This is a genomic window from Mesorhizobium sp. M2A.F.Ca.ET.046.03.2.1 (genome assembly GCF_003952425.1).
Taxonomy (GTDB): domain Bacteria; phylum Pseudomonadota; class Alphaproteobacteria; order Rhizobiales; family Rhizobiaceae; genus Mesorhizobium.
The window spans coordinates 1,336,614-1,360,823 of sequence record NZ_CP034449.1 but is presented as its reverse complement, the minus strand read 5'-3'; the positions used below and the strand labels follow the sequence as shown (position 1 = coordinate 1,360,823).

Genomic DNA, 24,210 nt, shown 5'->3' with positions numbered 1-24,210 from the left:
GGCCTTGGCATCAGCGCCATCACGAAGCTCGACAAAGGCTCCGCCGATCACATCTATCGCGTGATCCACTGCGCCGGCCGCCCGCCCGAAATCTGATCAGATGCACAAGTTCCAGCTCGCCTCCGACCGGACCCGCTAGCTCTCACGGACCGGGCGCGCACTGCTGTCGAGGCGGCCATGGCCGGTCAAAGTTTCTCTAGAACTGTGATTGTTCACAACCCAATCCGGACAGACCGACCATGACCACTTCAGATTCTACACCCGCCGCCGCGGTCCTGGTAGCGATTGACATTGCCAAGGTGCGCAATGAAGTTCTGATCGAAGCACCGGGCCACAAGCGCCGGCGTCGCCTTTTGGTCCTCAACACCCGTGCTGAGCACGACCATCTGATCGGTGCTGCAGGCGGACGGCCGCCCTGTGGTCTGCGTCTTGGAGGCGACCGGGGAACTATTCACCGGCCGATAGGCCAAGAACGTTGCAAAGATGCTTAGGTGATGCTGCACCTGCTCAGGATCCAAGCGACGCAGGTCTACCATGATCCGCTGCGCGCCGGCGTCAACGGCGTGCAGGAACTGTCGAAGAACTACGAAGCGATCGCCAGGGCCAAGACCGAGATCCAGCACCGTATCCTGACGCACTCCCTGCCGCTGTATTTTCCCGGGATCGATCGCTTCCAGGGGAGCCGCAGCGATTGGTTCTTCGCCTTCCTTCATGCCTTTCCGATGCCGGCAGGCATCACGGCGCTGACGAAGGAGGAATTTGTGACAGCAGCGGGGGATGTCGTCGGCCGCAAGGTCAGCAAGACATCTGGTGGATATTTACGAGACGGCTCGCTCACCGATTGGACTGCCGCTGCCGCTTGATGGCCTGCCATTCGCATGGATGGTCATTGACGAGGCACGCAGCCTGATCCGGCAACGCAATTAGATCCAAGCGCAGGCCGATGAGCTGTTGCGGCACAGCCAGGATTATCAGCTCCTTCGCCAGATCCCCGGCATCGGGCCGATCAATGCGCTGACAATCATTGCCGAGCCGGCGATCTTCGCCGTTTCGCTCATCATCGCCAGTTTCTAAAGTTCTGCGGGCTGGACCTCTCGACACAACAGTGAGGCCAATATTGCGGCCAGACCCCTTTCCAAATTCGGCAATGCTCGGCTGCGCCGCACCCTGTGGATCGCCGGACCAGTCGCTATCCGCGAGCGCGAGAATGGCTTCCGTCATAAGTTCGACGCTACATTGCGAGGGATCGCGACAATCCCGATCTACGCCGCAACGCAATGACCCCCACTATCGCCAAGATGGCCTGCGTCGCGCACGCTGTCGTCAAAGGTGGTTCCGACTACCGGCCCTTCTTGAAGGCGGGTGCTAGGTGGAAGAACCTCTGTCACCGCTAGGGCCGTGAGGCAATCGCTTCGAGGACCCTGTAGATAATGCTCGGGTCTTCCGCCTGGATCAGAAGCTCGTGTTGAGGACGGTGAGGGCCGTCTTCATGCGGACCCAGTGTTTGCTGTGGACGAGACCTTTTCCTTGCCGGTGGAAGCCGCCTGGTTCGTCGACTTGACCAACGTCACGCAGCAAGGGCATGCTGATGATCAGAGAGACCTTGACTGCAGGCTCCATTTCGTTCCGCGCTTAGGAGGTTGTCCGACACGATCATGTTTAGTCGCGATGCTCGGCGACGATGTCGAGTTCCCGAGCAAGGGCCGCCGGCCGAAGCAGTGCGCTCCTCACGCAGCACCGCCAACTGAGTTATCAGGAGCTGCCCTTCCATATGGAGGACTCCGCATCGTTTCGGGCTTTGCGCGGCTGCCGTCGTCCATGCGAGCCCGCAGAAGTCGGTGCTGCAAAAGACGATCAGCGCGATCCGGCCTGAGACCTGGGGACGACATTTTGCCGACCACCAGCGCGCTCCCGCCCGCCCATACCAGACGATGCCTTCTGGACAAGCTAAATGCCTGTAATGCGTTAGAAAAGAAGCGTTTATGAACGAAGACCAACCTAGCGTGCGCCCGCCTCGAGCATCTCTGTCTTGTAACCGGGGCGTCGTTCTCTCGATGATTGGTCCCGCCTTATTACCTCTATAAATGCCTCCACAATTGCCGAGTGGCGCGAAAACTTTTCACTGCCGCGGCGCCAAAATACCACATAATGGTATGTGGCTGCCGGCTCAAAAGGAATGATCCTCAAATCGAACATTTGGTAATGCTTCGAAATAAATTCATTATCGACCGTGATACCGATTCCATAGGCGATAAAGGACGCATCCAAGCCTATTGTGTCCGAATAGATCTTAGGTTTTGCTGGAAATTCTCCCCTACCGAACGTCAAGTTTCCCATCTTGTTCGATGCGTATTCCGCCTCCAGAAGGATAAGCGGCTCATGTGCAATGTCGTCTACAGTTATGATGTCTTTATCAGCAAGACGATGGTCAGGATGCAATACGCAGACGCTTTTGCTTTCGGCCACTATGTGCCATTCAAAGAAGCGCTCGTCTAACGGCAGCCGAGAGATTCCGATGTCGGCCTCCCCCGTCACCACACTTTGTGCTATTTGATCGTATCGTTGTGCCTTGAAGTGAAACTCCAGTGACGGATCCAGATTGTCGACCGCGAGAACGATTTTCGGGACGAGTCCGAACGAGAGTATATGCGGTGCGGCAATGGTCAGACGGTTTTCCTTTTTGCGCAAAGAGTTGGTAATTTCCTTCTCGATGCGCCCTAGTGTCTCGAAGTATCTGTCGAGCCGATTATAAATTTCGATCGCTTGTGTGGTGGGGATTAGGCCACGGCGATCTCGCGTGAACAGCTTTTCGCCAACAGCGTCTTCGAACAGTTTGAGATACTGGCTTACGGCCGACTGGGTGATGCCGAGTTCTCTGCCAGCCCGCCTTGTGGAGCCGGTCCTAATGATCTCCCGGAAAATCTGAGCGGACCTGAACGCGGGCTTGCTGTTTCGGCCTGAAAGCTCTTCCATTGCGTTTGCCCGAATTTGCAGCTGCCGATAGCCCAAGGATCCATTTGTGACTATATCAGGAAAATTAATAGGGCGTCACAAAAATTTAATAAATTGACGATTTTTGCGGCTCCTCTCATCTTTCGGCATGCAAACTAGATGATCGAGCACGTCAGGGAAAAGCATCAGATCTGATGTAGTAGATTATCGGCCACCCGGCAGGCGCTGAGAGTTCATAATAAGAGAACACCCTAAAAGGATGACACAGATTTAATCGGCGCGTTCAACCAAACGTCCAAGGCAAAGCACAAGTGACCTTTCGCGTCAAAGTTGTTTGACAATCGTTCGGCGGCAATATCTCCTTAGATCCAAAAGTACCTATCAGGTTCACTGCAGTCTCTCTTGCTCTAAGGGAAGCCGCCGCTAACTTTGATATACAGAGGTCCGACTCAAATCATGCGCTCGTCGTTTACTATTGCGTTAACTGGACAGTCTCTCATTTACCATGACCTCCGGCACGTATCGGGTGGGGAATTTGCCGCAATTAAAGAACTGATCCAGAACGCAGACGTCTCGTTCACGAATTTAGAGACCACCATTCTCGGCCGGCATGGTGGTTGGCCAATGAAGGGCGCTTATTTCCAGTGCTCTCCATCGGTCGTCTTAGATAGTTTGAAGGATATTGGCTTTAGCGCACTTGCTCTTTCTAATAATCATGCGTTCGATCTTGGGCCTGCAGGAGTGCTGTCCACGCTTGAGGAAGTGGACCAGCGTGAGTTTCTGCATGCTGGAATTGGCGTGGATGCCACCGACGCGAGTAAGGCTGGTATAAAGCAATTCGGAAAGAGGAAGGTCGCTCTCGTCTCGATGGATGCCGGCCCCGGGCCAGCTATAATGTATGCTGACAATGCGACTGACACCCGTCCTGCTCGACCAGGGGTGAACAAACTCGACGTCTCGCGGGTATTCGAGGTGGATGATAAAAAATTCGCGAACCTGCGTGCCATTCAAGAAATGTTCCTAAGCAACGCTATGGAGCGCGGAAACTACGCGCAGCCGAACGATCCTCGCGAACCGACATCGTCCGATGAGATTGACTTTTACGGAACCATTTTTCGCCGATCGCCCGAGAACTGCCGCAGGATCATCCTCGATGAGGAAAGCCTACAAGCTCAGCTTGCAGCGATCCGGAAGGCCTCCTCCGCAGGTGCCTTCGTCATCTCCTACCTTCACCATCATCATTGGGAACCGGATTGGCGCGAGGTTCCGGGGTGGGTTCAGTCTTTTGCGCGATCTTGTGTTGATGCCGGAGCGAACGCGTTCGCCAGCCACGGCGCACCGGTGTTGCAACCGATTGAAGTTTACCGGGGAGCTCCGATCTTCTATGGATTGGGAAATTTCCTTTTTCATCTACCTGAAGGGGAGGACGAATGGAGTTCGCCGGACATCTGGAAAAGCATCGTCGCGACATGCAGCTTCGATGGCAAAAACCATTTGCAGTCAATCGACCTCACTCCAATCGTGATTGGGGGAGAGCAATGGCTTAGCAGCAAAAATTATCATGAGCGTATTGTGCCCGTACCCGCTTCAAAAGAGCTAGCTTATTCCATGCTGGAAGATCTGTCTCGACGCTCGCAGAAGTATGGAACAAGAATCGTAGTGGAGGATGCTCGGGTTATTTTGCCCTACGGAAATCGACGCAGCGTCGAGGTCACCGCGAGGACGTAGCCCCATCCACGCGCCTCGAACAGGCGCAGCACCCCGATGATTGGCGCCGGACGTGTTTTGAAAGCGCGCGATCCTAAGTGCGCAAATCCGACAATGAGAAAAAATAGGAAGTGCACAACGACCGCCTGTGCCTTCATGAAATCGCCCGGCGTGTGGACACCAAGAGCGCCGATTATTGTGCACTAAGTGATCGCATCTGGACCATGCCGGAACTCGCCTTCGAGGAGCATCGCTCGGTCGCTGAGCAGATCGCCTTACTGGAGCAAGAGGGCTTTCGCATCGGGAAAAAAGTCGGCGGCATGCCCACGGCCTTTCTTGGCGGAACATGGAAGCGGCGGGTCTATCCTCGGTTTTTCTGGGGGAGTTGGATGCGCTGCCGGGACTCGCGCAAGTTTCGGGCGTGACCGGGCACAGGCCTACTAGGAAGGGCGCGTCCGGGCATGGCCGTTGCGTTGAAGGATGCACTTGCAGGGAAGGCATCGCGGGCACGGTGCGCTATTACGGCTGCACCGGCGGAGGAGAGCGGCTCAGGCAAGACTTTCATGGCGCGGGCTGGTTTCTTCGATGATCTCGATGCCGCCTTCTGCTGGCACCCCAACGTTGTCGACGAGGTGCAAACCGCTTCGTCGCTTGCCTGCATCCAAGCTCGCTTCTGCTTCACGGGCCGCGGCGCGTCGCATGCGGCGGTTTCCCTCACGTGGGCCGTAGCGCGCTCGACGCGGTGGAGCTGATGAACGTGGGCGTGAATTACATCCGTGAGCACATGCCTTCCGATGCGCGCGTGTATTACGCTAGAGCGCGGGCGGCGATGCGCCGAACGTCGTGCCGGCCTATGCGGAATCACTCTATCTTGTGCGCTCGCCGCATTTGCTGGAGGCGGAACACCTATTCGAGCGGGTGAAGAAGATCGCTGAAGGCGCGGCGCTGATGACGGAAACCGCCCTTAAGGTGTAGGTCACGGACGCGAACTCGAACATTCTGCCCAACAAGGTGCCTAGCCGAAGTCCACGAGATCAGAGCTGGATTTGCTCGATCCCTTTTCAAGAGTTTAGGCGAGCTTGGTCTCTTACCGGGTGCGTATCGCGTACCGCGTGCGTATCGCGGAATGTAGGTACTACCGGCAGCACTTCCTCCTCGAACAACTTGGTCATGCGTGCGTTTTCTCGCCGAGGAGGAAATCAAAAAACTGGCACCAAAGGTTCTGGAGTCCCCCGTAGGGAAGATGCGACGATTTCAAGACCGGCGCGCAGTTCACCCTCCGTTGTTGACCCGAGTGAGATGCGCACGGCGGGCGTTCCGTCTCGGTCGGTCGTTCGAAATGAGGAGCCAGGCGCAACCATAACACCTCCAAGCCGAACCTGGGAGACAAAGGAATACTCGGTATGTCCGCGAGACAGCGGCAGCCAAAGATGGAGGCTTTGCGGATGGGCGTTATAGGAGAGTCCGGACAACATCTTAGCAGCAAGTGAATGACGGTTATTCAAGGCTTCGCGTTGCCATTTAACGAGTTCCAAAGCAGTTCCGTCGCGGACCCAAAGGGTCGCGATGTCGGCAATTGCTGGCGTTGCCGTCCAATTGGCAACTAGATGGCGGTTGGCAGCGGCAGCGACATAGCGGTCGGGTGTCACGAGGTAACCTAAACGAAGACCAGGCAACGTAATTTTTGTGAAACTTGTAATATAGATGGTACGGTCAGGTGCAAACGCTGCAATAGGTGGCGCGCGATCCTCGACCAGGGGGCCGAGAACATCGCTCTCGATAATAGCAACGTCATGGCGCGCCGCGACGTCGGCCAATTGTCTGCGCCTAGTCTCGCTCATCAACGCCGCCAGGGGGTTAATCACCGATGGCTCGAGGAACACGGCGCGGACCGGCCCCTTCCGACAAGCTTCGTCCAGCGCCTCTGGAATCATTCCCTCCTCATCAGTCACAAGTCCCTGCAGACGCAGTCCAAGATAGCTCGACAGTGGCACGAGCGTGTGAAGACTGAGCACCTCGGTGGCAATGCTTGATCCAGGTGGGGCAGCGCTCATCAGAGCAACCATCAAACCTGGCGTCGCGCCATTCGTTAGGCTGATGTTCAAGGGTGAGACATTTAGCCCGCAACAGGCAAGCCATTCGGCGCCGACCAAGCGATGATGCGGGAGAACTGTAATCGGGCGGAGCGACATAGCCGAGTCCGATGCGAGGTTGACGGAAAGCCATCTCAAGGCCTGACGCATCTTTTCGAAATGGATCTGCTCGCAAATTGGCTCCAAAATTGAAAGATCTATTAGATTGGGAAAACGCTCGGGTAGGTAAGGGGAGGCGGACACCTTCGGGAGCATCTGCACGAAGCTGCCGCGGCCTATCTGGGCCGAAATCAACCCGCGCTGGATCAGTTCATTATAGGCGCGGCTGATCGTCTGAACAGAAAGGTTTAGGGAATGTGCAAGCTTCCGATGCGGCCAAAGCCTTGTGCCGGCAGTCAGTCTACCGTCGCGAATCGCAGTAGCAATCTGCTCGGCAAGTGAGAGATAAGCCGGGCGTCGCAGGTGCGCCGGGTCAGGTCGCCAGTATGCCACTTTGTGCCCTTGGAGCGCCCTACCATATTGTATTCGGGGGTAAGGCGAATATAGTTAACCTACAGAAAAGCAAATATTACGCGATAGAGATAACTGCGGAGCCAGCAAATCTATCTAGTGTGGTCGAGAAATACACTGCACTCTAGGAAAATGCCTCACGGCTGCCATCCGAAAAATGCGTCCCTGAGAACAAGGGGTCGAACAAGCCTGTGGCGGTCCTTTGGAGACACTGCATTCGTCACTCGCCAGCGGAGGCTCGTAAGTCAGACGCTCGGTGCCCCGTGGTCGCCACATCAGGACATCTAAATTTTGCCATATGTAGCAGACCTGACAAATTTACTTTTCCTCAACTCGTCCAGCGATCCCGGTTCAGTTGGCGGCTCCGCCACCATGTGATGAGAAAGCAACAAGAATCGTGCCAACTGCCGCGGAAAGAGCTTTGAAAGGGATTCACGTTGTCAACGCAATGACTTAGATGAGAGTGAAGGAGGAGAGGGACCCCAAACACCAACGCTCCGCGCTGTCGACAAACCAACAGTGGTTATTGGGCACCGAATTTTTTCATAAACTTGGTCGAATTCACGAGTAGCCATCACGAAAAGCGCGTCCTCCAAGGGGGAAAGGCCAATGCGGCATTGGCCTTATTCGACAGTCATGGACCTACCGTGCTTGACCAGATACGAACGAACGCTGGCAGTGTGGAGCATGCAATTGGCCCGACCACCTTGCGGTGGGCTGATGCAACTTCGGGCCGGATCGCTTTGGTGGCCGTTTAGCAGCTCAAGCAGGCCAGGCAATACGCAAAGCGGTCGCTCGGCCTCTATTCAGAGCTTTGCAGCACTTCGAACATTGTTTGCAAGAGATCCCGAGTAACTGCCCATCCAAGCCCAACAAAGCTGAGATATCCCGCAGGAGTGCTTCTCAAAGTTCCAGCGGTGAGCATGTGCAAAGACGATTTTACAAAAATTTTACCCACAAGCGTGTTCGCGAGTGCTATCCCACAGTCGCTGCAGATTTCAGAAAAAACGGACTGCTGCAATGAGAAGCGACTCTTCACTAACGTGGCGTGTAACGCAGCTGGCTCTAGCAGCATCTCTGTGCCAACTGACGTAACACTGAAAAATGGCATTCGCCCGGAGGAGTTCCGATGGTCAGTGATCCCCAGAAGATCTCTTTACGATCCGGCGGCCGGTTGGCGGGAGTGACATTCCGACAGCCAACGGACAATCATGCAGTCGATGTCTGGGATCTCATCGCGCTCTGCCCGCAGCTGGACCGGAACTCGCTTTACTGCGAGCTCCTGCTCTGCACTGATTTTGCGGACACCTGCGTGCTCGCAGAGCGAGCTGGTGAGGTGGTTGGGTGGCTGGCGGCCTATCGACCGCCACGAGAGCCATCGACACTCTTCATTTGGCAGATTGCCGTGCATCCTAAGGTACGCAGCATAGGCGTGGGGAAAGGGCTGATCATCTCAGCTCTGAACAGGCTATCGTGCGAGAGCGTGACCCACGTTGAGGCCACCGTGACGCTCAGCAACAGGCCTTCCAAGTTGTTCTTTGCAAGTGTGGCTCGGGATCTGCGCGCGCCAATCCGGACGGCCGCGCGCTTCGACTGCGACGTCGATTTTAAGGGACAGCGCGAGAGCGAGTATACAATTGCCATCGGCCCGATCGTACGCTCCATCCTCCCTATTACGGCCATGCCCGCCGACCTGCCAAGCCAAGACGCAAATAAGGAGGCAACGATGAGTGACCGTAGTGCATTTGATCGCGGGGGCGAATTCGCGATTTTCCACCATCTTGAGTCTCAAGTGCGGAGCTACTCCCGTCGCGCTCCTGCAGTTTTCGTGAGAGCGCGGGGGGCTCAGTTGTTTGCGCGCGATGGAACGGTCTATCTGGATTTTCTGATGGGGTGCTCAAGTCTAAACTATGGTCACAATCCTCCTGAGCTGAAGAGCGCGCTCGCAGATTACATTGCGGGCGACGGCGTCACGCATAGTCTCGATCTCTATAGTGAAGCCAAGGAGTCTTTCTTGCGGGAATTGGATGAGACGATTCTCAGACCGCGACAGCTCGACTACGTCGTTCAGTTTCCCGGCCCAACCGGCGCTAACGCGGTGGAGGCTGCCCTCAAGTTAGCCCGCAAGATTACTGGTCGGTCCAACATCATAGCTTTTACCAATGGCTTTCATGGCCTGAGCCTTGGCGCTCTCTCCTGCACCGGCAACAGATACCACCGCGCCGCCGCCGGCCAGTTGCTTGGCGGCGTCACGCGGCTACCCTATGACGGGTATCTTGGGTCCACTGTAGACACCGCCGACTACCTTGATCACCTGCTCTCGGATCCCTCAGGCGGTGTGGACGCGCCGGCTGCGGTGATTGTCGAGACAGTTCAGGGCGAAGGCGGCCTAAATGTCGCGGGCGCCGAGTGGCTCCAAAAAGTCGCGGCCAGTGCGCGCAGACACGGAGCTCTGCTGATCGTCGATGACATTCAGGCGGGTGTTGGCCGGACCGATGCATTCTTCAGCTTCGAAGAATCGGGGCTCCGTCCAGACGTCATTACGATGGCCAAATCGATATCGGGGTATGGTTTGCCTATGGCTGTCGTCCTGATCGATCGAGTACTAGATCTGTGGCAGCCGGGAGAGCACACCGGGACGTTCCGCGGCAACTGCCATGCTTTCGTCACCGCGCGGGCAGCCCTAGAGCATTTCTGGCGAACGGACAACTTGGCAGCGTCGGTCAGGAAAAAGGGCAATCTGCTGAAGAGTCGCCTTGATCATATCGCACAAAAATACGCCCCAGATCGAGTGTCAGCCAAAGGTCGTGGTATGATGCGAGGCATCGATTTAAAGTCTGGCGAAGTTGCCGGTCAGGTCATCAACGCCGCCTTTCAGAATGGTCTTGTTCTCGAGGCCGCTGGTCCCAAAGACGAGGTCGTAAAGTGTCTGCCACCTCTCGTCATTGAGGAGGATCAGCTTAACCAAGGCATCGACATCCTCGAGGACGTTATCGATCGCGTGATGGGCAGACCAGTGAAGACGGTAGCGCAACACAAGGCATAAGAGGTGAATCATGATCGTCAGGGATTTGAATGAGGAGAAACTGACAGCCAGGCGGGTCCAGACGGCGAGCTGGGAAAGCGTGCGGTTGCTCCTCCAGAACGATGGGATGGGCTTTTCCTTCCATATCACGACGATGCATCCGGGCGCCCGGTTGAATATGCACTATCGGAACCACCTTGAGGCGGTTTACTGCATCTCTGGAAGGGGTTCCATCGAGAATTCACAGACACATCAGGTCCATCTCGTGCGAGCTGGTATAATTTACGCTCTCGACAAGAATGACCCTCATCTGCTGTGTGCCGAGACCGAAATGGTATTGGCCTGTGTCTTTGTCCCTCCCTTGGCCGGCGGGGAGGTGCATGATGACACAGGCGCGTATCCTCTAGCAGGCTGTTGAAGAAGTGCCCGCGCGGTTGTTTGGATCGTGATTCACTGCTTCCCGGGTGATTTGGGGATTTGTGGATGCGCGGCTCAGACGAACGGACAGGCTCGCTGTTTTCGTATGTCGACCTTGAGGCGCGTGTTCGACGAGACCAACCGCTACGGGTGATACGGGAGATCGTGAACGCGGCTCTTGTGGAGATGGACGGCGATTTTGCGGTGCTTTATCCGCCCGGACTCGGCCGCCCGTCGATCGCGCCGGAACGGTTGCTGCGCGCGATGCTGTTGCAGGCCTTCTATGGCATTCGCTCGGAGCGTCAATTGATGGAGCGGATGGAATTTGACCTTCTGTTCCGATGGTTCGTGGGGCTCGGCGTTGATGAGCAGGCCTGGGATCATTCGAGCTTTACCAAGAACCGGGATCGGCTGCTGGAAGGTGAGATTGCAGCAAAGTTTCTGCGCGCGGTGCTTGCTCAGCCACGGGTGAAGCGGCTTTTGTCGTCGGATCACTTCTCGGTGGACGGGACGCTGATCGAGGCCTGGGCTTCGATCAAGAGCTTCCGTCGTAAGGACGGAGACGACCCGGATGGAGCGGGTCGCAACGCCGAGCGCGGCTTTCATAAGGAGAAGCGCTCCAATGACACACATCAGAGCACGAGCGACCCGCAGGCGCGGCTCTACAAGAAGGGCGACGGGCAGCCGGCGAGGCTCTGTGAAATGGGGAATGCGCTGATGGAGAACCGTCATGAGCTTGCGATCGATGGTAGCATTACCCAGGCCACGGGCACAGGCGAGCGTGATGCGCTCTCGCACGTCATAGGCCTTGTCGGCGCCCAGTGTGATGCACCGCGCAACGGTCGACGATCCAACATGGCGTGCATTATTTCGATTGTCAATTGCACTGATTTCGATCTCTAATAACTCATGACATTGTGGCGTCCAGATCCTGCGCTCATCCGGCGGCCGGCCTATCAATCGCTCGCCGACCAGTTCGCGCGCGCCATCCATGACGGACGGCTGGCCAATGGCGAGCAACTGCCGACGCATCGCCGCCTCGCCGATGATTTGAAACTTTCGGTGCAGACCGTCAGCCGCGCCTATGAGGAACTGATTCGCCGGGGCCTGGTCTCCGGCGAGATCGGCCGCGGCAGTTTCGTGCAGACGCAGCGCCGCGAACCGGAGCCGCCCTATTTGCCGGAGCGCCTCGGCGAAGTCATCGACCTCTCCATCCTGAAGCCGGTCTGCGAGCCGATGCATCTGGAGCGGCTGAAGCAGGCCTTGGGTTGGCTCGCCGAAAACCTCCCGTCCAGTTCGGCGCTGTCGTTCCGGCCCAACATGGTGTTTCCGCGCCACCGTGCGGTGGCGGTGGACTGGCTGAAACTGTGCGGGCTGGATGTCTCGGCGCAGAATATCAGCCTGACCAACGGGGCCACGGCCGGGATGACGGTGGCACTGATGAGCGTCGCGCCGCCCGGCTCAACCGTCGCCACCGAAGCAATTGGCCACCACACGCTGGTGCCACTGGCGCGTTATCTCGGCTTCAACCTCGAAGGCCTGCCGATCGACGGCAACGGCCTGATACCGGAAGCGCTCGACGAGGCCTGCCAGCTTACCGACATTCGCGCGGTGTTCGTACAACCTTCGGTGATCAACCCGACGGCGACGCTGATGGACGCACGTCGGCGCGAAGAGATCGCCGCTGTCGCGCGTAAGCATGACATCGCCATCATCGAGAACGATGTGCTGGGACCCCTGGTCGAGGACCGGCCGCCGCCGGTCGCGGCTTTCGCGCCGGAGCGCACGCTCTACGTCACCTCCTTCACCAAGATTACCGTGCCCGGCCTGCGCATCGGCTATCTCGCGGCGCCCGACCGCTATGTTGCGGCCGCTGCCAACCGGCATCTCGTCTCGAACTGGATGGCGACGCCGATGGTGGCGGAGATCGCCACAAAATGGGTGACCGACGGCACGGCGATGGAACTCGTGCGATGGCAACGTTCGGCGCTGCGGTGGCGGCAGGAGATTGCCGCCCAGGTGCTTGCCGGGGTCGACTATCGTGTCCATCGTGACGGATTGCATCTGTGGCTGCAGCTGCCCGGCGACCGCGCCGAGGAAAGTTTCGTCTCGCAGGCCCGCCTGCATGGCGTGGCGATCGCGCCCGGCGCGTCGTTTCGCATTTCGCAGGAGCCTTGGCGGCCGGCAGTGCGCATCTCGCTGGGCTCGACCGCCGAGGGGGAACTACGCGCCGGGCTTGGCGTCGTTAAGCTGCTGTTTGGCGATCCTGAGCATCTTCTGTTGGCCATTTAATACATGTCGCCCAAAAGGCTGCCCTCAGGCCAGACCAAGGGTGTCCAGAAGTTTTGTGATAACAGCATGCACATACAACAGATTGCCCGAAATTGAGCGATCAGTAATCTTGTCATGAGATTGTTTCCTGATGACATGACTTAGTTCCCTCCGCATTGCAGGGCACAAGCTTCTCTAACGCGATGGGAACGCTAGTGCCCACTGTCTCATCGCGCTTTCCATTTTTTCTCGTTGTGGTGCCGCGCTGGCTGGATCGCCGCTAGCCCGCATTCGCCAACCGAAGACACCCGACTATGAAAGATGCACCCGCAGTTGACGGCGGGCCCAGCCCCTGATCCTGCCTGATGAGCCGCTCTATGCGATCTGCCATTCCTGCAGGTGCCTCAGTAGTCATTGCAACCATGCAGAATATTGTCATGATACGATATTGATATTGAAACGAAACAATTATGTGCTAGCCTGCATGTCAATGAGGTTGGGTCCTGCGGTGTCAGATACGGAAACAGTTCTGTTTATTCTACGGTAGCTCCACTCGTTGAGGCTCCCAATAACAACCTCGGTGACGTTGTGTCGTAAAGAGTAAGTGTGGTCTGTTATTGCGTAGCTATAAGCGATGGAGACGGTGGGAGATAGATCAGCAGATGATAATCAACGCCGATCTTAATGGAACTGAAGTGGTGCGCGATATCGGCTACGTGCCCATGGCCGACGGAACGCGCATCGCTTATATTTGCTATTACAAAAAGCTTGGCTCTCTAATCACTGCCCGAGCGTTTTCTGGTACTCCCCATACGCGGCGAGTTTCGCCGCCTTCGACGTGGCAAAGCCTTTTCTTGAAGCTGGCTACGCTTTCGTTGGCGCCAACTTTCCTGCGACCGGTTGTTCTGAAGGTATCATCGACAATTGGATGGACCGCAAGGAAGGGGTTTATGGCGCCGAAGTGGTCGAATGGATTGCTAGACAGCCTTGGAGCGACGGCAATGTTGGGATGATTGGCAATTCATCTGGCGGTACGGTTCAGTTCTGGGTCGCAGCAGAACGGCCTCCTCATTTGAAGGCGATCGTGCCGACTGGCGTCGAAGACGGGTACGAGGACTGGATATACCTGGGCGGAATGCTCCAACTCGACATAACTGCTGGATGGTCGCTCAACAGTGAATTCATCACCCAGGTTAGCGGGGCGGAGGGCCGTATCAGCGCGGGCGATACTGAATGTGCTGCAATTCGTGGGAGCGACAGGCAGGTCGTCAAGCGACAGTTCTTTGACGAGGTTCGAAAGCACCCACTAAAGGATGAATGGTGGGATTCGATCTTTCTGGCCCGTGATGAGATCGCCGGCAAGGTCGCTGTGCCCACCATGATTATTGCTTCGTGGCAAGACACCTACGGCTGTGCAGTTAGGGAAAGTGCTCGGGTATTTACCGAATTGATGCCGAACGTTGAGCACAAGAAGCTTGTCCTGATGAACGGTGATCACATGATTGGCGGACCTGGGCCGAACGGCTATAGCCTAGTAGACGAGGAGCGAATGAAATTCCTAGACCGTTGGGTGAAAGGTGTCGAGAATGGAATAGAGGACGACTCGCCGGTGACCGTATATTGGGAGGTCCGCCAGCCCAATGGAGATCCTAAGAAGTCGGTTGCGGGTTGGGTTACGAGGCACAAGACCTGGCCAGAACCGAAGGTTGAGCGCCGTCCCTATTATCTCACCACCGACGCTTGGATCTCGCCTGAGAAGCCTGTTGCCAGCTCGAACGAGGGCTCTCGCGCCTACCTCTACCCAGCGGGAACAGAACTCTACGGAAGCAATCAGCAATTCGCGATTCAGCCATATAAGGAAGGTGTTTTGAACTACCGGACGGCCGCAGCCGTCTCAGATATGACGCTGCTTGGAAACCCAGAAATAACGCTCTATCTCAGCATCGACAATGGGGATGATGCCGACCTGGAATTGACGTTGAAAGACATCGATGCTGATGGCAACGTACTTTTCCTTCAATCGGGCCTGCTGCGCGCTTCGCTCCGCGCAATAGACGACGCGCGGAGCTCTGCGGACGAAGTAGTTCATCTATTTCGCAAGTTCGAGAAACTCGTCCCAGGTGAAATCTACGAATTACGGATGTCATTGCTGGCACCGATCGCTCACGTTGTCCGGCAAGGGCACAGCCTCGAACTAACCCTCGGTGCTCCAAATCCCATCCCGCATCCCAATTTCGGCAGCATTCCCGCCGGCGCTCCGTCCATCAACAGGATTTATCATTCGGAGAGATACCCGTCGAAAATTCTCCTTCCCGTTGTTATGGGCGCGGTGGCCCAAGCGCCCGCGCCTGAATACAGCTCCTTGCGAGCTCAACCCTTTCGAAAAGGAACTGAATTCGTGCCTGGGGGGCTGCCCATTCCGTGATCCTTCGATCCAGCGCACCAGGCGCCACATAACTTGCCGTAGAATAACAGAAGCGGAATTAAGTTCCCGAGGGAGGATAGTATGAATAAATCGCACCGCCGAGCCGTCATGAAGGCAATGCTGGCTGTATCAGCTGCGCCCTGGATTATGCGCTCAACGGCATTTGCCGCATCTACATGCGGCAATCACACCGTGCGCATGGGCGCAACCGTTTCGCCCGACACGATGAACCCCTTTGCCACCTGGAGTTCGTTCTGGCCGACGGCCTTCACCTATGACTTTCTGGTCGGTGTGGACGCCCAGCGCCATCCCGATCGGAAGGGATTTGCCAAAGAGTGGTCCGTTGCCGACGACAACCTCACCTGGACGTTCAAGATCTGGCCTGGCATGAAGTGGTCAGACGGCCAGCCTGCCACCGCAAGAGACGCCGCATTCACCTACAACTATCTGCGTGACTCCCTGGGCACGCCCGACGAGCTGAGCATCGGCTGGAACAACACTACCGGCGTAGAGCAAGTCGAGTCCATCACGGCTCTCGATGACGAGACTTTGCAAATCGTGACCAAGGCTCCCACTCGTTGGCCAGTTGCCAACTTTAATATGATAGTCCCAGAGCACATCTGGAAAGACATCAGCCATGCGGATGCGCGCGGCAAGTTTCGCAATTCCCCGCCGCTGGTGGGCACGGGGCCCATGATCGTCTCTGAGTTTCAGCAGGGGCAGTTTGCCCGGCTCGTGCCGAACAAGTACTTCCGCGCGGGGCCGCCGGCGGCGGCCGGCATGGTCTTCCATTTCTTCGATACGGCTGATCCGATCGCGCAGAGTCTGAAGAGCGGAGATATCGATTATGGTGTGTATCTGACGGCAGCCCAATGGGCCGACCTCTCGGAGGATCCCGCCATCGTGGTCGGTCAGCAGCGCATCGAGCAGCGCATTTACCTGGCTTTCAACACCGCATCCGGAGACGGGGCCGGTAGTACAAAGGCCCTGCAGGATCGGGCGTTTCGCGATGCGATCGGCTACGCGATCGATCAGAAGACCATGGTGGATCGAGCCTTCCGCAGGCATGCCGATCCCGGCGTTGGACTGGCCATGCCGGTGGCGACCGATTACTACTCGGACTTGGGCGACATCAGGCGTCACTTTGATCTCGCCGAGGCTAATCGCCGGCTCGATGCTGCGGGCTATCGGGACATCAACGGCGACGGCGTCCGGGAGGACAAGGATGGAAACAGCTTCCAGCTGTCGCTGATTACCGGATCAGGTGCGAACTCGGTCGCGATACCGCCTTCGGCCGTACAACTCGTCGTTGGCTGGCTCGGACAAATTGGCATTCCCGTATCGGTCACCCAGTTCGACTCTGGTGCGCTTAATGCCAAGACGGCGGCGCCGGCGAAGGGTGGCGGCGGTTGGGATGTGCTGGTCGCCTCGAACTGGTTGACACCTTCACCCCAAGACCTCCTCGTCTTAGGTAGCAGCAAGGCAATCGGCCAGGACAACAGATCGTATTGGAAAAATGACAAATTCGACAAGCTGTTGTCTGAAGTCGAACATACCGTCGACCTAAAAAAGAGCCGGGAGCTGGTCGATCAGGCGGCGCGCCTGATTTACACCGAAGCGCCCTATATTATTCTTTGTTACCCCTTCGTCCTCGACGCCTATAGGAAGGACTGCTTCGAAGGTTGGGGGACCCAGGACGCCTTGTCCATGTGGAGCTACTTTCCACTCGATCGGGTGAAGCCACTCTAAGATGGCGCTGATGGAAAGCGAGACCCGATGAGCCGGCGCCTCGGACGGATTTTCCTCAGGGCGATTGTGACGCTCTTGATGGTGGCGACCCTGAATTTCATCCTATTCAGAGTCATTCCTGGCGACCCTGCATCGCTCTTGCTCGGCGGGGCCCGCACCAGCGTCACCGCTGAGCAGATGGAGGCGCAGCGCCAGAATTGGGGGCTCAATCGGCCGCTGTTTCCGGACCAGATGGTCGACTACTTGACGGCGACTCTCCACGGCGATTTGGGCTACAGTTTCAAGTTCAGGGGTAGGCAAGTCTCTGACCTGATTTTGGAGCGCTTGCCGGCCACCGTCGCCCTGGTTGGTCTAGCCCAATTGCTCGCCATTTTATGCGGAGTTGTGCTTGGCATATATGCGGGCTGGCGCAGAGGAGGAGCCGTTGACCATATCGCTACGGGAGCTTCCTTGGCGCTCTATTCTACGCCATCTTTCTGGCTCGGCATGATCCTGGTTGTGATCTTCAGCACGGCGTTGGGTTGGTTCCCGGGCTATGGTGCACATTCGCCTGGCGCTGTCAGCGGTTCCCTTGATGGGCTGCTCGATTACATGCGGCATCTCGCCCTTCCGGTCACGGCGGTGACCCTTGGACTCATCGGCCAATACGTCGTTGTCGCTCGTGCTGCAATGAGCGACGTCGTCACAGAGGATTACATGGTCACTGCCCGGGCCAAGGGACTCTCCAATGGTCAGATGCTGATACGTCATGCATTTCGTAATGCTATGCTGCCAGTCGTAACGCTGATTACCCTCAATCTTGGCTATGTGGTTGCCGGCGCCATCACAGTCGAAGCCGTGTTCGCCTGGCCAGGGATCGGCGGGCTGACTGTGGAGGCGCTCAATGCGCGGGATTACCCAGTCCTTCAAGGCATATTCCTGTTGCTTGGTGCATCGATCGTTGTTGCGAACCTCGTAGCTGATCTTGCTTACGGCCTTCTTGATCCGCGAGTCCGGCAATGAGCGAAAATATTGTCAAATATTCTCCGCGTAGCCGGGCCCTGGTCATCAAAGATTTTCTGCGCCAATTTCTTGGCTATGGTGGGGCTAGGCTTGGCCTTTCTTGTTTGTTGTTCTTCCTTGTGCTGGCTTCTGTGCCCAATATCCTCGTTGGCCCGCTTGAGACCGTAGCCACCGCAGCTGGTGACTTCCTCGCATCGCCATCAAGCCAGCATCTGCTGGGGACAGACGAAGTCGGGCGGGACGTACTCAATCTGGTCGTCCATGGTGCCCGGATCTCGCTTACGATCGCGCTGCTGGCGACCGTGATTAGCCTCATCGTCGGGACTACGGTCGGAATGACCGCGGGTTACTTTGGCGGCTGGGTCGACGTCTGGCTGATGCGCTTGACCGATTTCTTTTTTGTAGTTCCCTCCTTCGTGCTGGCGCTGGTCATCACACCCGTGCTTCTCGAAGTAATGGGGCGCGGTGAAATCCTCGGTTTCCGTCCTTCTATTTTCGTAATCATTGTCGTTATCGGCATGACAAGCTGGGCGTTCGTCGCACGTATCGTTCGCAGCCAGACACTGTCGCTTAAGGAGCGAACATTCGTTGATCGCGCGCGCGTTGCGGGCAGCAGCAACCTCAGCATCATGCTGCGGCACATCCTCCCAAATCTCGTGCCGCAAATCGCAGCCAATGGTGCTCTGGTCGTCGCCGGCGCAATTTACGTTGAGACATCGCTTTCGTTCCTAGGGCTTGGCGATCCGTTGCAGCCTTCATGGGGCACCCTGCTTTCGCTCGCACAGCGCGCCGGTGCGGCCAGTGCTGGAGCCTGGTGGTACCTCGGCGCGCCCGGGCTATGCGCGCTCACGGTTTCGCTTAGCTTCGTCCTGATTGGCAATGCCCTCGACGACACATTCAATCCACGCCGCAGGGTGATTCCATGACAAGCCCCTCCCGGGACAGGGTATCGCTTCTGGAAATCGACGGTCTCGCTGTCGACTATGGGCTCAAGGGCGTTTCATTGCGAGCGATCGACAATGTGACCTTCGCGCTCCGCGCCGGCGAGGCCGTGGCGCTGGTCGGTGAATCAGGCAGTGGCAAGACCACGACCGCAATGGCGATCGCCGGCCTGCTGTCTCCCAACGCACGGGTCGGCAAGGGCGAGGTGCGCTATCGCGGTAGCCGACTGCCGATCGACAACGACGCGGCGATGCGGCCACATCGCTGGAGTGAAACGTCTGTGGTCTTCCAGGGCGCGATGAATGCGCTTAATCCCGTTCACCGCATCATCAAGCAGATTGCCGAGCCATGCATGCTGAAGCTTGGCATGTCGCGTGGCGAAGCAATCGCGCGGGCAAGAGAGCTGCTCGAACTCGTCGGCATTCCGGCCGATCGCGGTTCCGCCTATCCGCACGAATTGTCGGGCGGAATGCGACAAAGAGTGATGATCGCCATGGCCCTCGCGTGTCGCCCCTCAATCATTATCGGCGACGAGCCTACGACAGCCCTGGATGTTATTACACAGGCTCAGATCCTCAAATTGCTGGGTGACTTGCGATCCCGGCTTAACCTTGCCCTCATTTTGATCACCCACGATCTTTCTGTGGTGGCCGAGACTTGTGATCGCGTGATGATCATGTATGCGGGCCGGATCGTCGAGGACGGCGCTGTCGCCGAGATCTTCGCCAAGCCGAAGCATCCCTACACCAGGCTGTTGATCGACTCGATTCCGAACCCGGCGAATGGCAAAAAGATCATTCGGCCAATACCCGGTGATCCCCCCAACTTGATGAATCGGCCGTCAGGCTGCGCTTTCCATCCGCGTTGCCCGTCGGCTATGGGGGTTTGCGCGACGGTCATCCCTAGTTTCGATGAGTGCGGACAGGGACGTGTGGCCTGTCACCTTCACCGGTCCTTGCCGCAAGAAGAGAAGGTTGCAGCTCATGCCTGAAACCGCCGACATCCTGCGTCTCGAGAGCCTCCAGGTCCATTTTCCTATCCAGAGCGGGCTATTCGACTGTTTCCTGGGTCGACCTGCCGGCGCCGTGCGAGCGGTCGACGGGATCGACCTCGACATCGGACGGGGGGAGATCGTCGCCCTAGTCGGAGAATCGGGAAGTGGCAAGACGACGGTGGGCCGCGTCATTACCAAGCTTGCTCAACCAACAGGCGGCAGGTTGTTGTTCAAAGGCCGCGACATGACGTCGGTTCAAGGCGCCTCAGCCCTTCGTCCTTATCGGCATCGCGTGCAGATGATCTTTCAGGATGCATATCAGGCGTTGAACCCGCGACACACTGTGTTCGATATTGTGGCAGAGCCGTTACGTTCACTGCGGCTGGTCGTTAACGCCACCCAACTCGCAGAGCGGGTGAGCGAAGCTCTAGCGTCCGCCGGGCTCAATCCTCCCAGTGATTTCTTCGTCCGCTTTCCACATGAACTCTCCGGCGGGCAGCGCCAGCGGGTTGTGATCGCCGGAGCGCTTGCTGTGAAGCCCGAGCTCATCGTCGCTGACGAACCTGTGTCGATGCTCGATGTCTCGATACGCGCACAGATTCTTCAGGTCCTGGTTGACTTGCGCGACAAGCACAATATGGCGCTGCTGTTCATCACCCACGATTTGCCTCTTGCTTGGTTGATCGCCGACCGGATTGCCGTCCTCTACCTTGGGCGGGTGGTCGAGATCGGCAGCGCCGACGAAATCACATTCAACCCCCGCCACCCGTACACCGTCGCGCTTCGCAACGCGACCCCGCAGATTGGCGGCAACTCAGATCGCCCCCAGCTGCCGGCCCTGCAGGGCGATGTTCCAAGCGCCGCCCGTCTTCCGAAGGGCTGCCGTTTCCATCCGCGTTGCCCACGCACCTTCGGCCGCTGCAAGGAGGAGGAGCCGCCGGCGATCGAAGTGGGACCGCAGCACACGTCAGCGTGCTGGCTCGCCCAGTGAAACCCGTCTTGTGCTGCATTGGCTATAGGATCCGCGTCCTTCGGGCTTTCAACATCGGCTAATGAGCGGGAGGTTCATCGAGCTTATCCAAGGCTTGCAAGTTCACGGCGGCCCGCCAGCGCTGCCTCACGATATTGACTCAGTAGCCGACGTCGTAAGGAATGGCGCTGCGAAGTAGTATTTGGGATTGTGCACAGCGGCGGTTTGGCCATTGCCAATGGTTGTCAGGGCTTCAGGCGCGCCTGAAGCATGCATGGTAAGTCGACCGTGAACTATCCGCAAGCCATTGATCTGGCATGTTGATTGAGGCGGATGGCGGCTTTGGAATTGCAGGGATTCGCGATTTATGAGCTCTGTTTCCTGCAATTCGGTTTGCGATTCCCTTGTGCTGCGGAGCGTGATTCACTCGGTTCGGCGGCGGCGAATCGAGGGGACGGCGAATGTCCAAGCCACGCGATAAGCGCGAGACGGGAGAGCAGGATCTGTTCCGCTCCAGGCTCGATCAGATCATCAACATGAAGCACGAGCTGGTGCGGCTGGCGCAGGCGATCGACTCACCGGTGCTGGAGGAGCGTTTCGGCGCCGTCTATTCGGACGGCCCCGGCATGCCGCCGCTGCCGACCCGGCTGATGGGGCTGGCGATCCTCAAGCACACCTTCCACCTGTCGGATGAGGTTGCTGTGCGAGCGCTGGGTGGAGAACCCTTACTTCCAGTATCTCACCGGCGAGACGTTCTTTTGCCATACGCTGCCGTTTGACCGCTCCTCGATGACGCGTTGGCGCAGCCGTATGGGCGAGGAGCGGATCGTGGCGCGGTTGCAGGAGAGCCTCAGCCTTGCGGTCAAGACCGGGGCGATGAAGCCGGCCGATACGCGCGAGGTCATCGTCGACACGACCGTGCAGCCGAAGAAAGTCATGTTCCCGACCAACGCCAAGCTCATCCACCGGGCGCGCGAACGGCCGGTGCGGCTGGCCAAGAGGAAGGGGCTCCATTTGCGCCAGAGCTATGCGGGTCGGCAAGCTGGCGCTGATCAGCCATCAGCGCTATGCCCACGCCAAGCAGTTCAAGCGGGCGAACAAGGCGCTGCGCAGGCTCAAGACCTATCTCGGCCGGACCATTCGCGACATCGGTCGCCAGATCGCCGGCGATGCGGGGCTGGATGCGCTCTTCAAATGGCCGCGCTACCAGGCGGCCACCGTTGCAACGCCAGCGCCAGCGCGGCCGCAAGATCCACAGCCTGCACGCACACGCGGTAGAATGCATCGGCAAGGTCAAGGCGCATATGCCCTACGAGTTCGGGGTGAAGGTGTCGGTGGCCACTACGCTGAAGCGCTCCAAGGGTGGCCAGTTCGCCCTGCATGCAAAAGCACTGCCCGGCAATCCCTATGACGGCCACACGCAGTCCCACCGCACACGTTCCTGAACTCGTTGTTCCCTCAATCGTAATTGTCCCCGCGTTCGTCACATCCGAACCACCGTCTTCGCCACCGCAGATGCAATGCTCCTTTTCGTGCGGAACTCGGCATCCCGCCAACTCGCGACATTGGACCTTGCAACTCCAGAACCCGTCGAGACGCTCCTATCACACAGCCGGCTACCAAATCTTGCAACAGATCCTTTCACTAATTTTTACGAAATCTTTGCAACCGCAGAGCGCTGAGAATGCTAGCTTCATGGCACGGCTGAGGGAAGGCACGGCAAAAAAGCTGGTCCATCTACACTCTGACCGCCGCGCAGCTCGCAACAGAGGATTAAAAGCAATGGGAAGGAAAGCATTCATCTTGGTGGAAGGCGGTCCATGGGGTTGTGGTCTGCTATACGTCCAAGCGGCCCAGCGTCTTGGTCTTCACCCAATTATCTTTTCGGCTGGTCCAACTTGCGACGACTATCTTGCGGCGGAAGGGATCGAGGCAATCCGCGTCGACACAAGCGATGTCAATGCGCTAATCCGCGAATGTACCCGGATACTTGCGACCTATCATATTGCTGGAATTACGGGCAGAGTGATGGACTATTCGACGGTTGGTGAGCTCTGCCGGCGTTTCGATCTACTTGGACCGAACCCCGCATCTATTGAAAGATGCCGAGACAAATTCACTCAACGTCAGCTTCTTGCGAAGGCAGGCGTTCCGATGCCTGCCTTTCGCGTGGCAGCGAATGCTAGGGACGTTGAAAGGGCTGCCGCAGAGATCGGTCTGCCGGTGATTCTCAAGCCAACTGTAAACGGCGGCAGTATCGGAGTCCGATTGTGCCGCAACTTCGACGAGGTGGCCGAGCATACGGCCTATCTGTTGAGCGAGAAGCACATATGGCTATCCTCGCGGAGGATACTGGTCGAGGAATTCGCACAAGGCCCCTACTATGCTGCTGACATAATGGGAAATGAGGTAATTGGGATTGGCGCCGGTGACTTCGGCCCTCCGCCGCATTTTGTCTATCGTCAGTACACCTATCCGGCCATGCTAACTGGTGAGGAGTATGACCGTATTGCCGATATTTCGTTGAGCTGTTTGCGAGCTCTCGACCTTGGCTGGGGCCCAACGAACATTGAATTCCGGTGGACGAGGGGTGGCCCAGTAGTGATCGAAGTTAACCCGCGAATGGCCGGCACGCCCGATCCCCAACTGGTTCGGCTGGCTTACGGTGTCGATCTAATCACCGAACATATCAAGTTAGCGATCGGCGACGAATGGGATCTGCGCAAGGGGGACCTGCAGACTGCAGCCGCGCGGTTCCTTGTTGCTGATCGCGACGGCACCCTAGCTTGGATTGGCGGCGACAGCCGAGCAGCCGCTGTGTCAGGTGTCGCCGAGGTCAAGTTCTATGTTCAACCCAAAACGCCAATCGTCAGGAAAGGCGATTACCGAGACACGATCGGACATGTCATCGTCGCTTCACCTAGCCATGCTCAGACGGAGGCAACGCTGCAGCGAGCGGTCGACTTAATCGATTGGTCGATCACACCATTTCCGACCCTTGCCGAATAGCAACAATCTGCTGCTGGCACCTGCCGCCGCAGGTGGCGTAATGGTAAGAGCTGATCGTGGCCGTACATTGGTGCAATTGTCTCATCCCGGATGCCAAAGTTGAGGCGTGTGGGATAGGGTTTGTTTCCATAGCCTCGTCATAGC

The 24,210-nt window shown here is 57.5% G+C and carries 16 protein-coding genes and 4 pseudogenes; 17 read left to right on the top strand and 3 right to left on the bottom strand.

Features of this window, described 5'->3' with window-relative positions; all coding sequences use genetic code 11:
• Positions 1–239 precede the first annotated feature (239 nt).
• Together EJ072_RS06535 and EJ072_RS06530 are read left to right on the top strand one after the other, a co-directional pair.
• A pseudogene (locus tag EJ072_RS06535) lies at positions 240–1,431 on the top strand (transposase).
• A gap of 289 nt (positions 1,432–1,720) precedes the next feature.
• Positions 1,721–1,880 (top strand): annotated as a pseudogene (locus tag EJ072_RS06530) (ISNCY family transposase); the annotation flags it as partial.
• 118 nt (positions 1,881–1,998) lie between these two features.
• On the opposite strand, the gene EJ072_RS06525 reads toward EJ072_RS06530, so the two are convergent.
• Positions 1,999–2,973 carry a LysR family transcriptional regulator gene (locus EJ072_RS06525; RefSeq protein WP_126079017.1) on the bottom strand — a complete coding sequence of 325 codons (975 nt, stop codon included), beginning with the start codon at positions 2,971–2,973 and terminating at the stop codon, positions 1,999–2,001.
• A gap of 435 nt (positions 2,974–3,408) precedes the next feature.
• Between EJ072_RS06525 and EJ072_RS06520 the strand changes: the two genes are divergently transcribed.
• Both EJ072_RS06520 and EJ072_RS36620 read left to right on the top strand, forming a co-directional pair.
• A complete protein-coding gene (locus EJ072_RS06520; RefSeq protein WP_126079016.1) occupies positions 3,409–4,680 on the top strand; it encodes a CapA family protein in 1,272 nt (423 codons plus the stop codon).
• A gap of 110 nt (positions 4,681–4,790) precedes the next feature.
• Entirely contained in the window at positions 4,791–5,084 is a 294-nt protein-coding gene (locus EJ072_RS36620) for a hypothetical protein (RefSeq protein ID WP_245467224.1), read from the top strand.
• Positions 5,085–5,207: 123 nt separating this feature from the next.
• On the opposite strand, the gene EJ072_RS36615 is transcribed toward EJ072_RS36620, so the two are convergent.
• A complete protein-coding gene (locus tag EJ072_RS36615; protein ID WP_245467223.1) occupies positions 5,208–5,360 on the bottom strand; it encodes a hypothetical protein in 153 nt (50 codons plus the stop codon).
• A 142-nt stretch (positions 5,361–5,502) separates the two neighbouring features.
• Between EJ072_RS36615 and EJ072_RS37255 the strand changes: the two genes are divergently transcribed.
• Entirely contained in the window at positions 5,503–5,634 is a 132-nt protein-coding gene (locus EJ072_RS37255) for a hypothetical protein (RefSeq protein WP_281058980.1), read from the top strand.
• Positions 5,635–5,858: 224 nt separating this feature from the next.
• Here the strand turns inward: EJ072_RS37255 and EJ072_RS06510 are convergent, their stop codons facing one another.
• On the bottom strand, positions 5,859–7,244 hold the full coding sequence (locus EJ072_RS06510; RefSeq protein ID WP_126079015.1) for a PLP-dependent aminotransferase family protein: 1,386 nt from the start codon (positions 7,242–7,244) through the stop codon (positions 5,859–5,861).
• A gap of 1,147 nt (positions 7,245–8,391) precedes the next feature.
• On the opposite strand from EJ072_RS06510, the gene ectB reads away from it, so the two are divergent.
• From ectB to EJ072_RS06450, 12 genes and pseudogenes are all read left to right on the top strand, one after another.
• Complete coding sequence (ectB, locus tag EJ072_RS06505; RefSeq protein WP_126079014.1) at positions 8,392–10,308, top strand: diaminobutyrate--2-oxoglutarate transaminase; 1,917 nt, start codon at positions 8,392–8,394, stop codon at positions 10,306–10,308.
• A gap of 10 nt (positions 10,309–10,318) precedes the next feature.
• Positions 10,319–10,705 carry an ectoine synthase gene (locus tag EJ072_RS06500; RefSeq protein ID WP_126079013.1) on the top strand — a complete coding sequence of 129 codons (387 nt, stop codon included), beginning with the start codon at positions 10,319–10,321 and terminating at the stop codon, positions 10,703–10,705.
• 65 nt (positions 10,706–10,770) lie between these two features.
• Positions 10,771–11,499: pseudogene (locus EJ072_RS06495) on the top strand (IS5 family transposase); the annotation flags it as partial.
• A 114-nt stretch (positions 11,500–11,613) separates the two neighbouring features.
• Positions 11,614–12,996 (top strand): PLP-dependent aminotransferase family protein, encoded by a 1,383-nt coding sequence (locus EJ072_RS06490; RefSeq protein WP_126079012.1) that lies wholly within the window; start codon positions 11,614–11,616, stop codon positions 12,994–12,996.
• Positions 12,997–13,813: 817 nt separating this feature from the next.
• Entirely contained in the window at positions 13,814–15,400 is a 1,587-nt protein-coding gene (locus EJ072_RS06485) for a CocE/NonD family hydrolase (protein WP_245467221.1), read from the top strand.
• 81 nt (positions 15,401–15,481) lie between these two features.
• The gene (locus tag EJ072_RS06480) at positions 15,482–17,149 is read left to right on the top strand and encodes an ABC transporter substrate-binding protein (protein WP_126079011.1); all 1,668 of its coding nucleotides are present in this window, start codon (positions 15,482–15,484) and stop codon (positions 17,147–17,149) included.
• A gap of 27 nt (positions 17,150–17,176) precedes the next feature.
• Complete coding sequence (locus EJ072_RS06475) at positions 17,177–18,151, top strand: ABC transporter permease (protein WP_126079010.1); 975 nt, start codon at positions 17,177–17,179, stop codon at positions 18,149–18,151.
• Entirely contained in the window at positions 18,148–19,077 is a 930-nt protein-coding gene (locus EJ072_RS06470; protein WP_126079009.1) for an ABC transporter permease, read from the top strand. The genes EJ072_RS06475 and EJ072_RS06470 overlap by 4 nt, the downstream gene beginning before the upstream one ends.
• On the top strand, positions 19,074–20,084 hold the full coding sequence (locus tag EJ072_RS06465; protein WP_126079008.1) for an ABC transporter ATP-binding protein: 1,011 nt from the start codon (positions 19,074–19,076) through the stop codon (positions 20,082–20,084). Before EJ072_RS06470 ends, EJ072_RS06465 begins: the two co-directional genes overlap by 4 nt.
• Entirely contained in the window at positions 20,077–21,078 is a 1,002-nt protein-coding gene (locus EJ072_RS06460; protein WP_126079007.1) for an ABC transporter ATP-binding protein, read from the top strand. The genes EJ072_RS06465 and EJ072_RS06460 overlap by 8 nt, the downstream gene beginning before the upstream one ends.
• A 440-nt stretch (positions 21,079–21,518) precedes the next feature.
• Positions 21,519–22,478: pseudogene (locus EJ072_RS06455) on the top strand (IS5 family transposase); the annotation flags it as partial.
• Positions 22,479–22,839: 361 nt separating this feature from the next.
• The gene (locus EJ072_RS06450; protein WP_126083524.1) at positions 22,840–24,066 is read left to right on the top strand and encodes an acetyl-CoA carboxylase biotin carboxylase subunit family protein; all 1,227 of its coding nucleotides are present in this window, start codon (positions 22,840–22,842) and stop codon (positions 24,064–24,066) included.
• The last annotated feature ends 144 nt before the right edge of the window (positions 24,067–24,210 follow it).

Bases quoted from the DNA above. Each gene is read 5' to 3' on its own strand.
- EJ072_RS06525 (WP_126079017.1), bottom strand. From the start codon at position 2,973: ATGGAAGAGCTTTCAGGCCGAAACAGCAAGCCCGCGTTCAGGTCCGCT.
- EJ072_RS06520 (WP_126079016.1), top strand. From the start codon at position 3,409: ATGCGCTCGTCGTTTACTATTGCGTTAACTGGACAGTCTCTCATTTAC.
- EJ072_RS36615 (WP_245467223.1), bottom strand. From the start codon at position 5,360: ATGCGACGCGCCGCGGCCCGTGAAGCAGAAGCGAGCTTGGATGCAGGC.
- ectB (WP_126079014.1), top strand. From the start codon at position 8,392: ATGGTCAGTGATCCCCAGAAGATCTCTTTACGATCCGGCGGCCGGTTG.
- EJ072_RS06500 (WP_126079013.1), top strand. From the start codon at position 10,319: ATGATCGTCAGGGATTTGAATGAGGAGAAACTGACAGCCAGGCGGGTC.
- EJ072_RS06490 (WP_126079012.1), top strand. From the start codon at position 11,614: ATGACATTGTGGCGTCCAGATCCTGCGCTCATCCGGCGGCCGGCCTAT.
- EJ072_RS06480 (WP_126079011.1), top strand. From the start codon at position 15,482: ATGAATAAATCGCACCGCCGAGCCGTCATGAAGGCAATGCTGGCTGTA.
- EJ072_RS06475 (WP_126079010.1), top strand. From the start codon at position 17,177: ATGAGCCGGCGCCTCGGACGGATTTTCCTCAGGGCGATTGTGACGCTC.
- EJ072_RS06470 (WP_126079009.1), top strand. From the start codon at position 18,148: ATGAGCGAAAATATTGTCAAATATTCTCCGCGTAGCCGGGCCCTGGTC.
- EJ072_RS06465 (WP_126079008.1), top strand. From the start codon at position 19,074: ATGACAAGCCCCTCCCGGGACAGGGTATCGCTTCTGGAAATCGACGGT.
- EJ072_RS06460 (WP_126079007.1), top strand. From the start codon at position 20,077: ATGCCTGAAACCGCCGACATCCTGCGTCTCGAGAGCCTCCAGGTCCAT.
- EJ072_RS06450 (WP_126083524.1), top strand. From the start codon at position 22,840: ATGGGAAGGAAAGCATTCATCTTGGTGGAAGGCGGTCCATGGGGTTGT.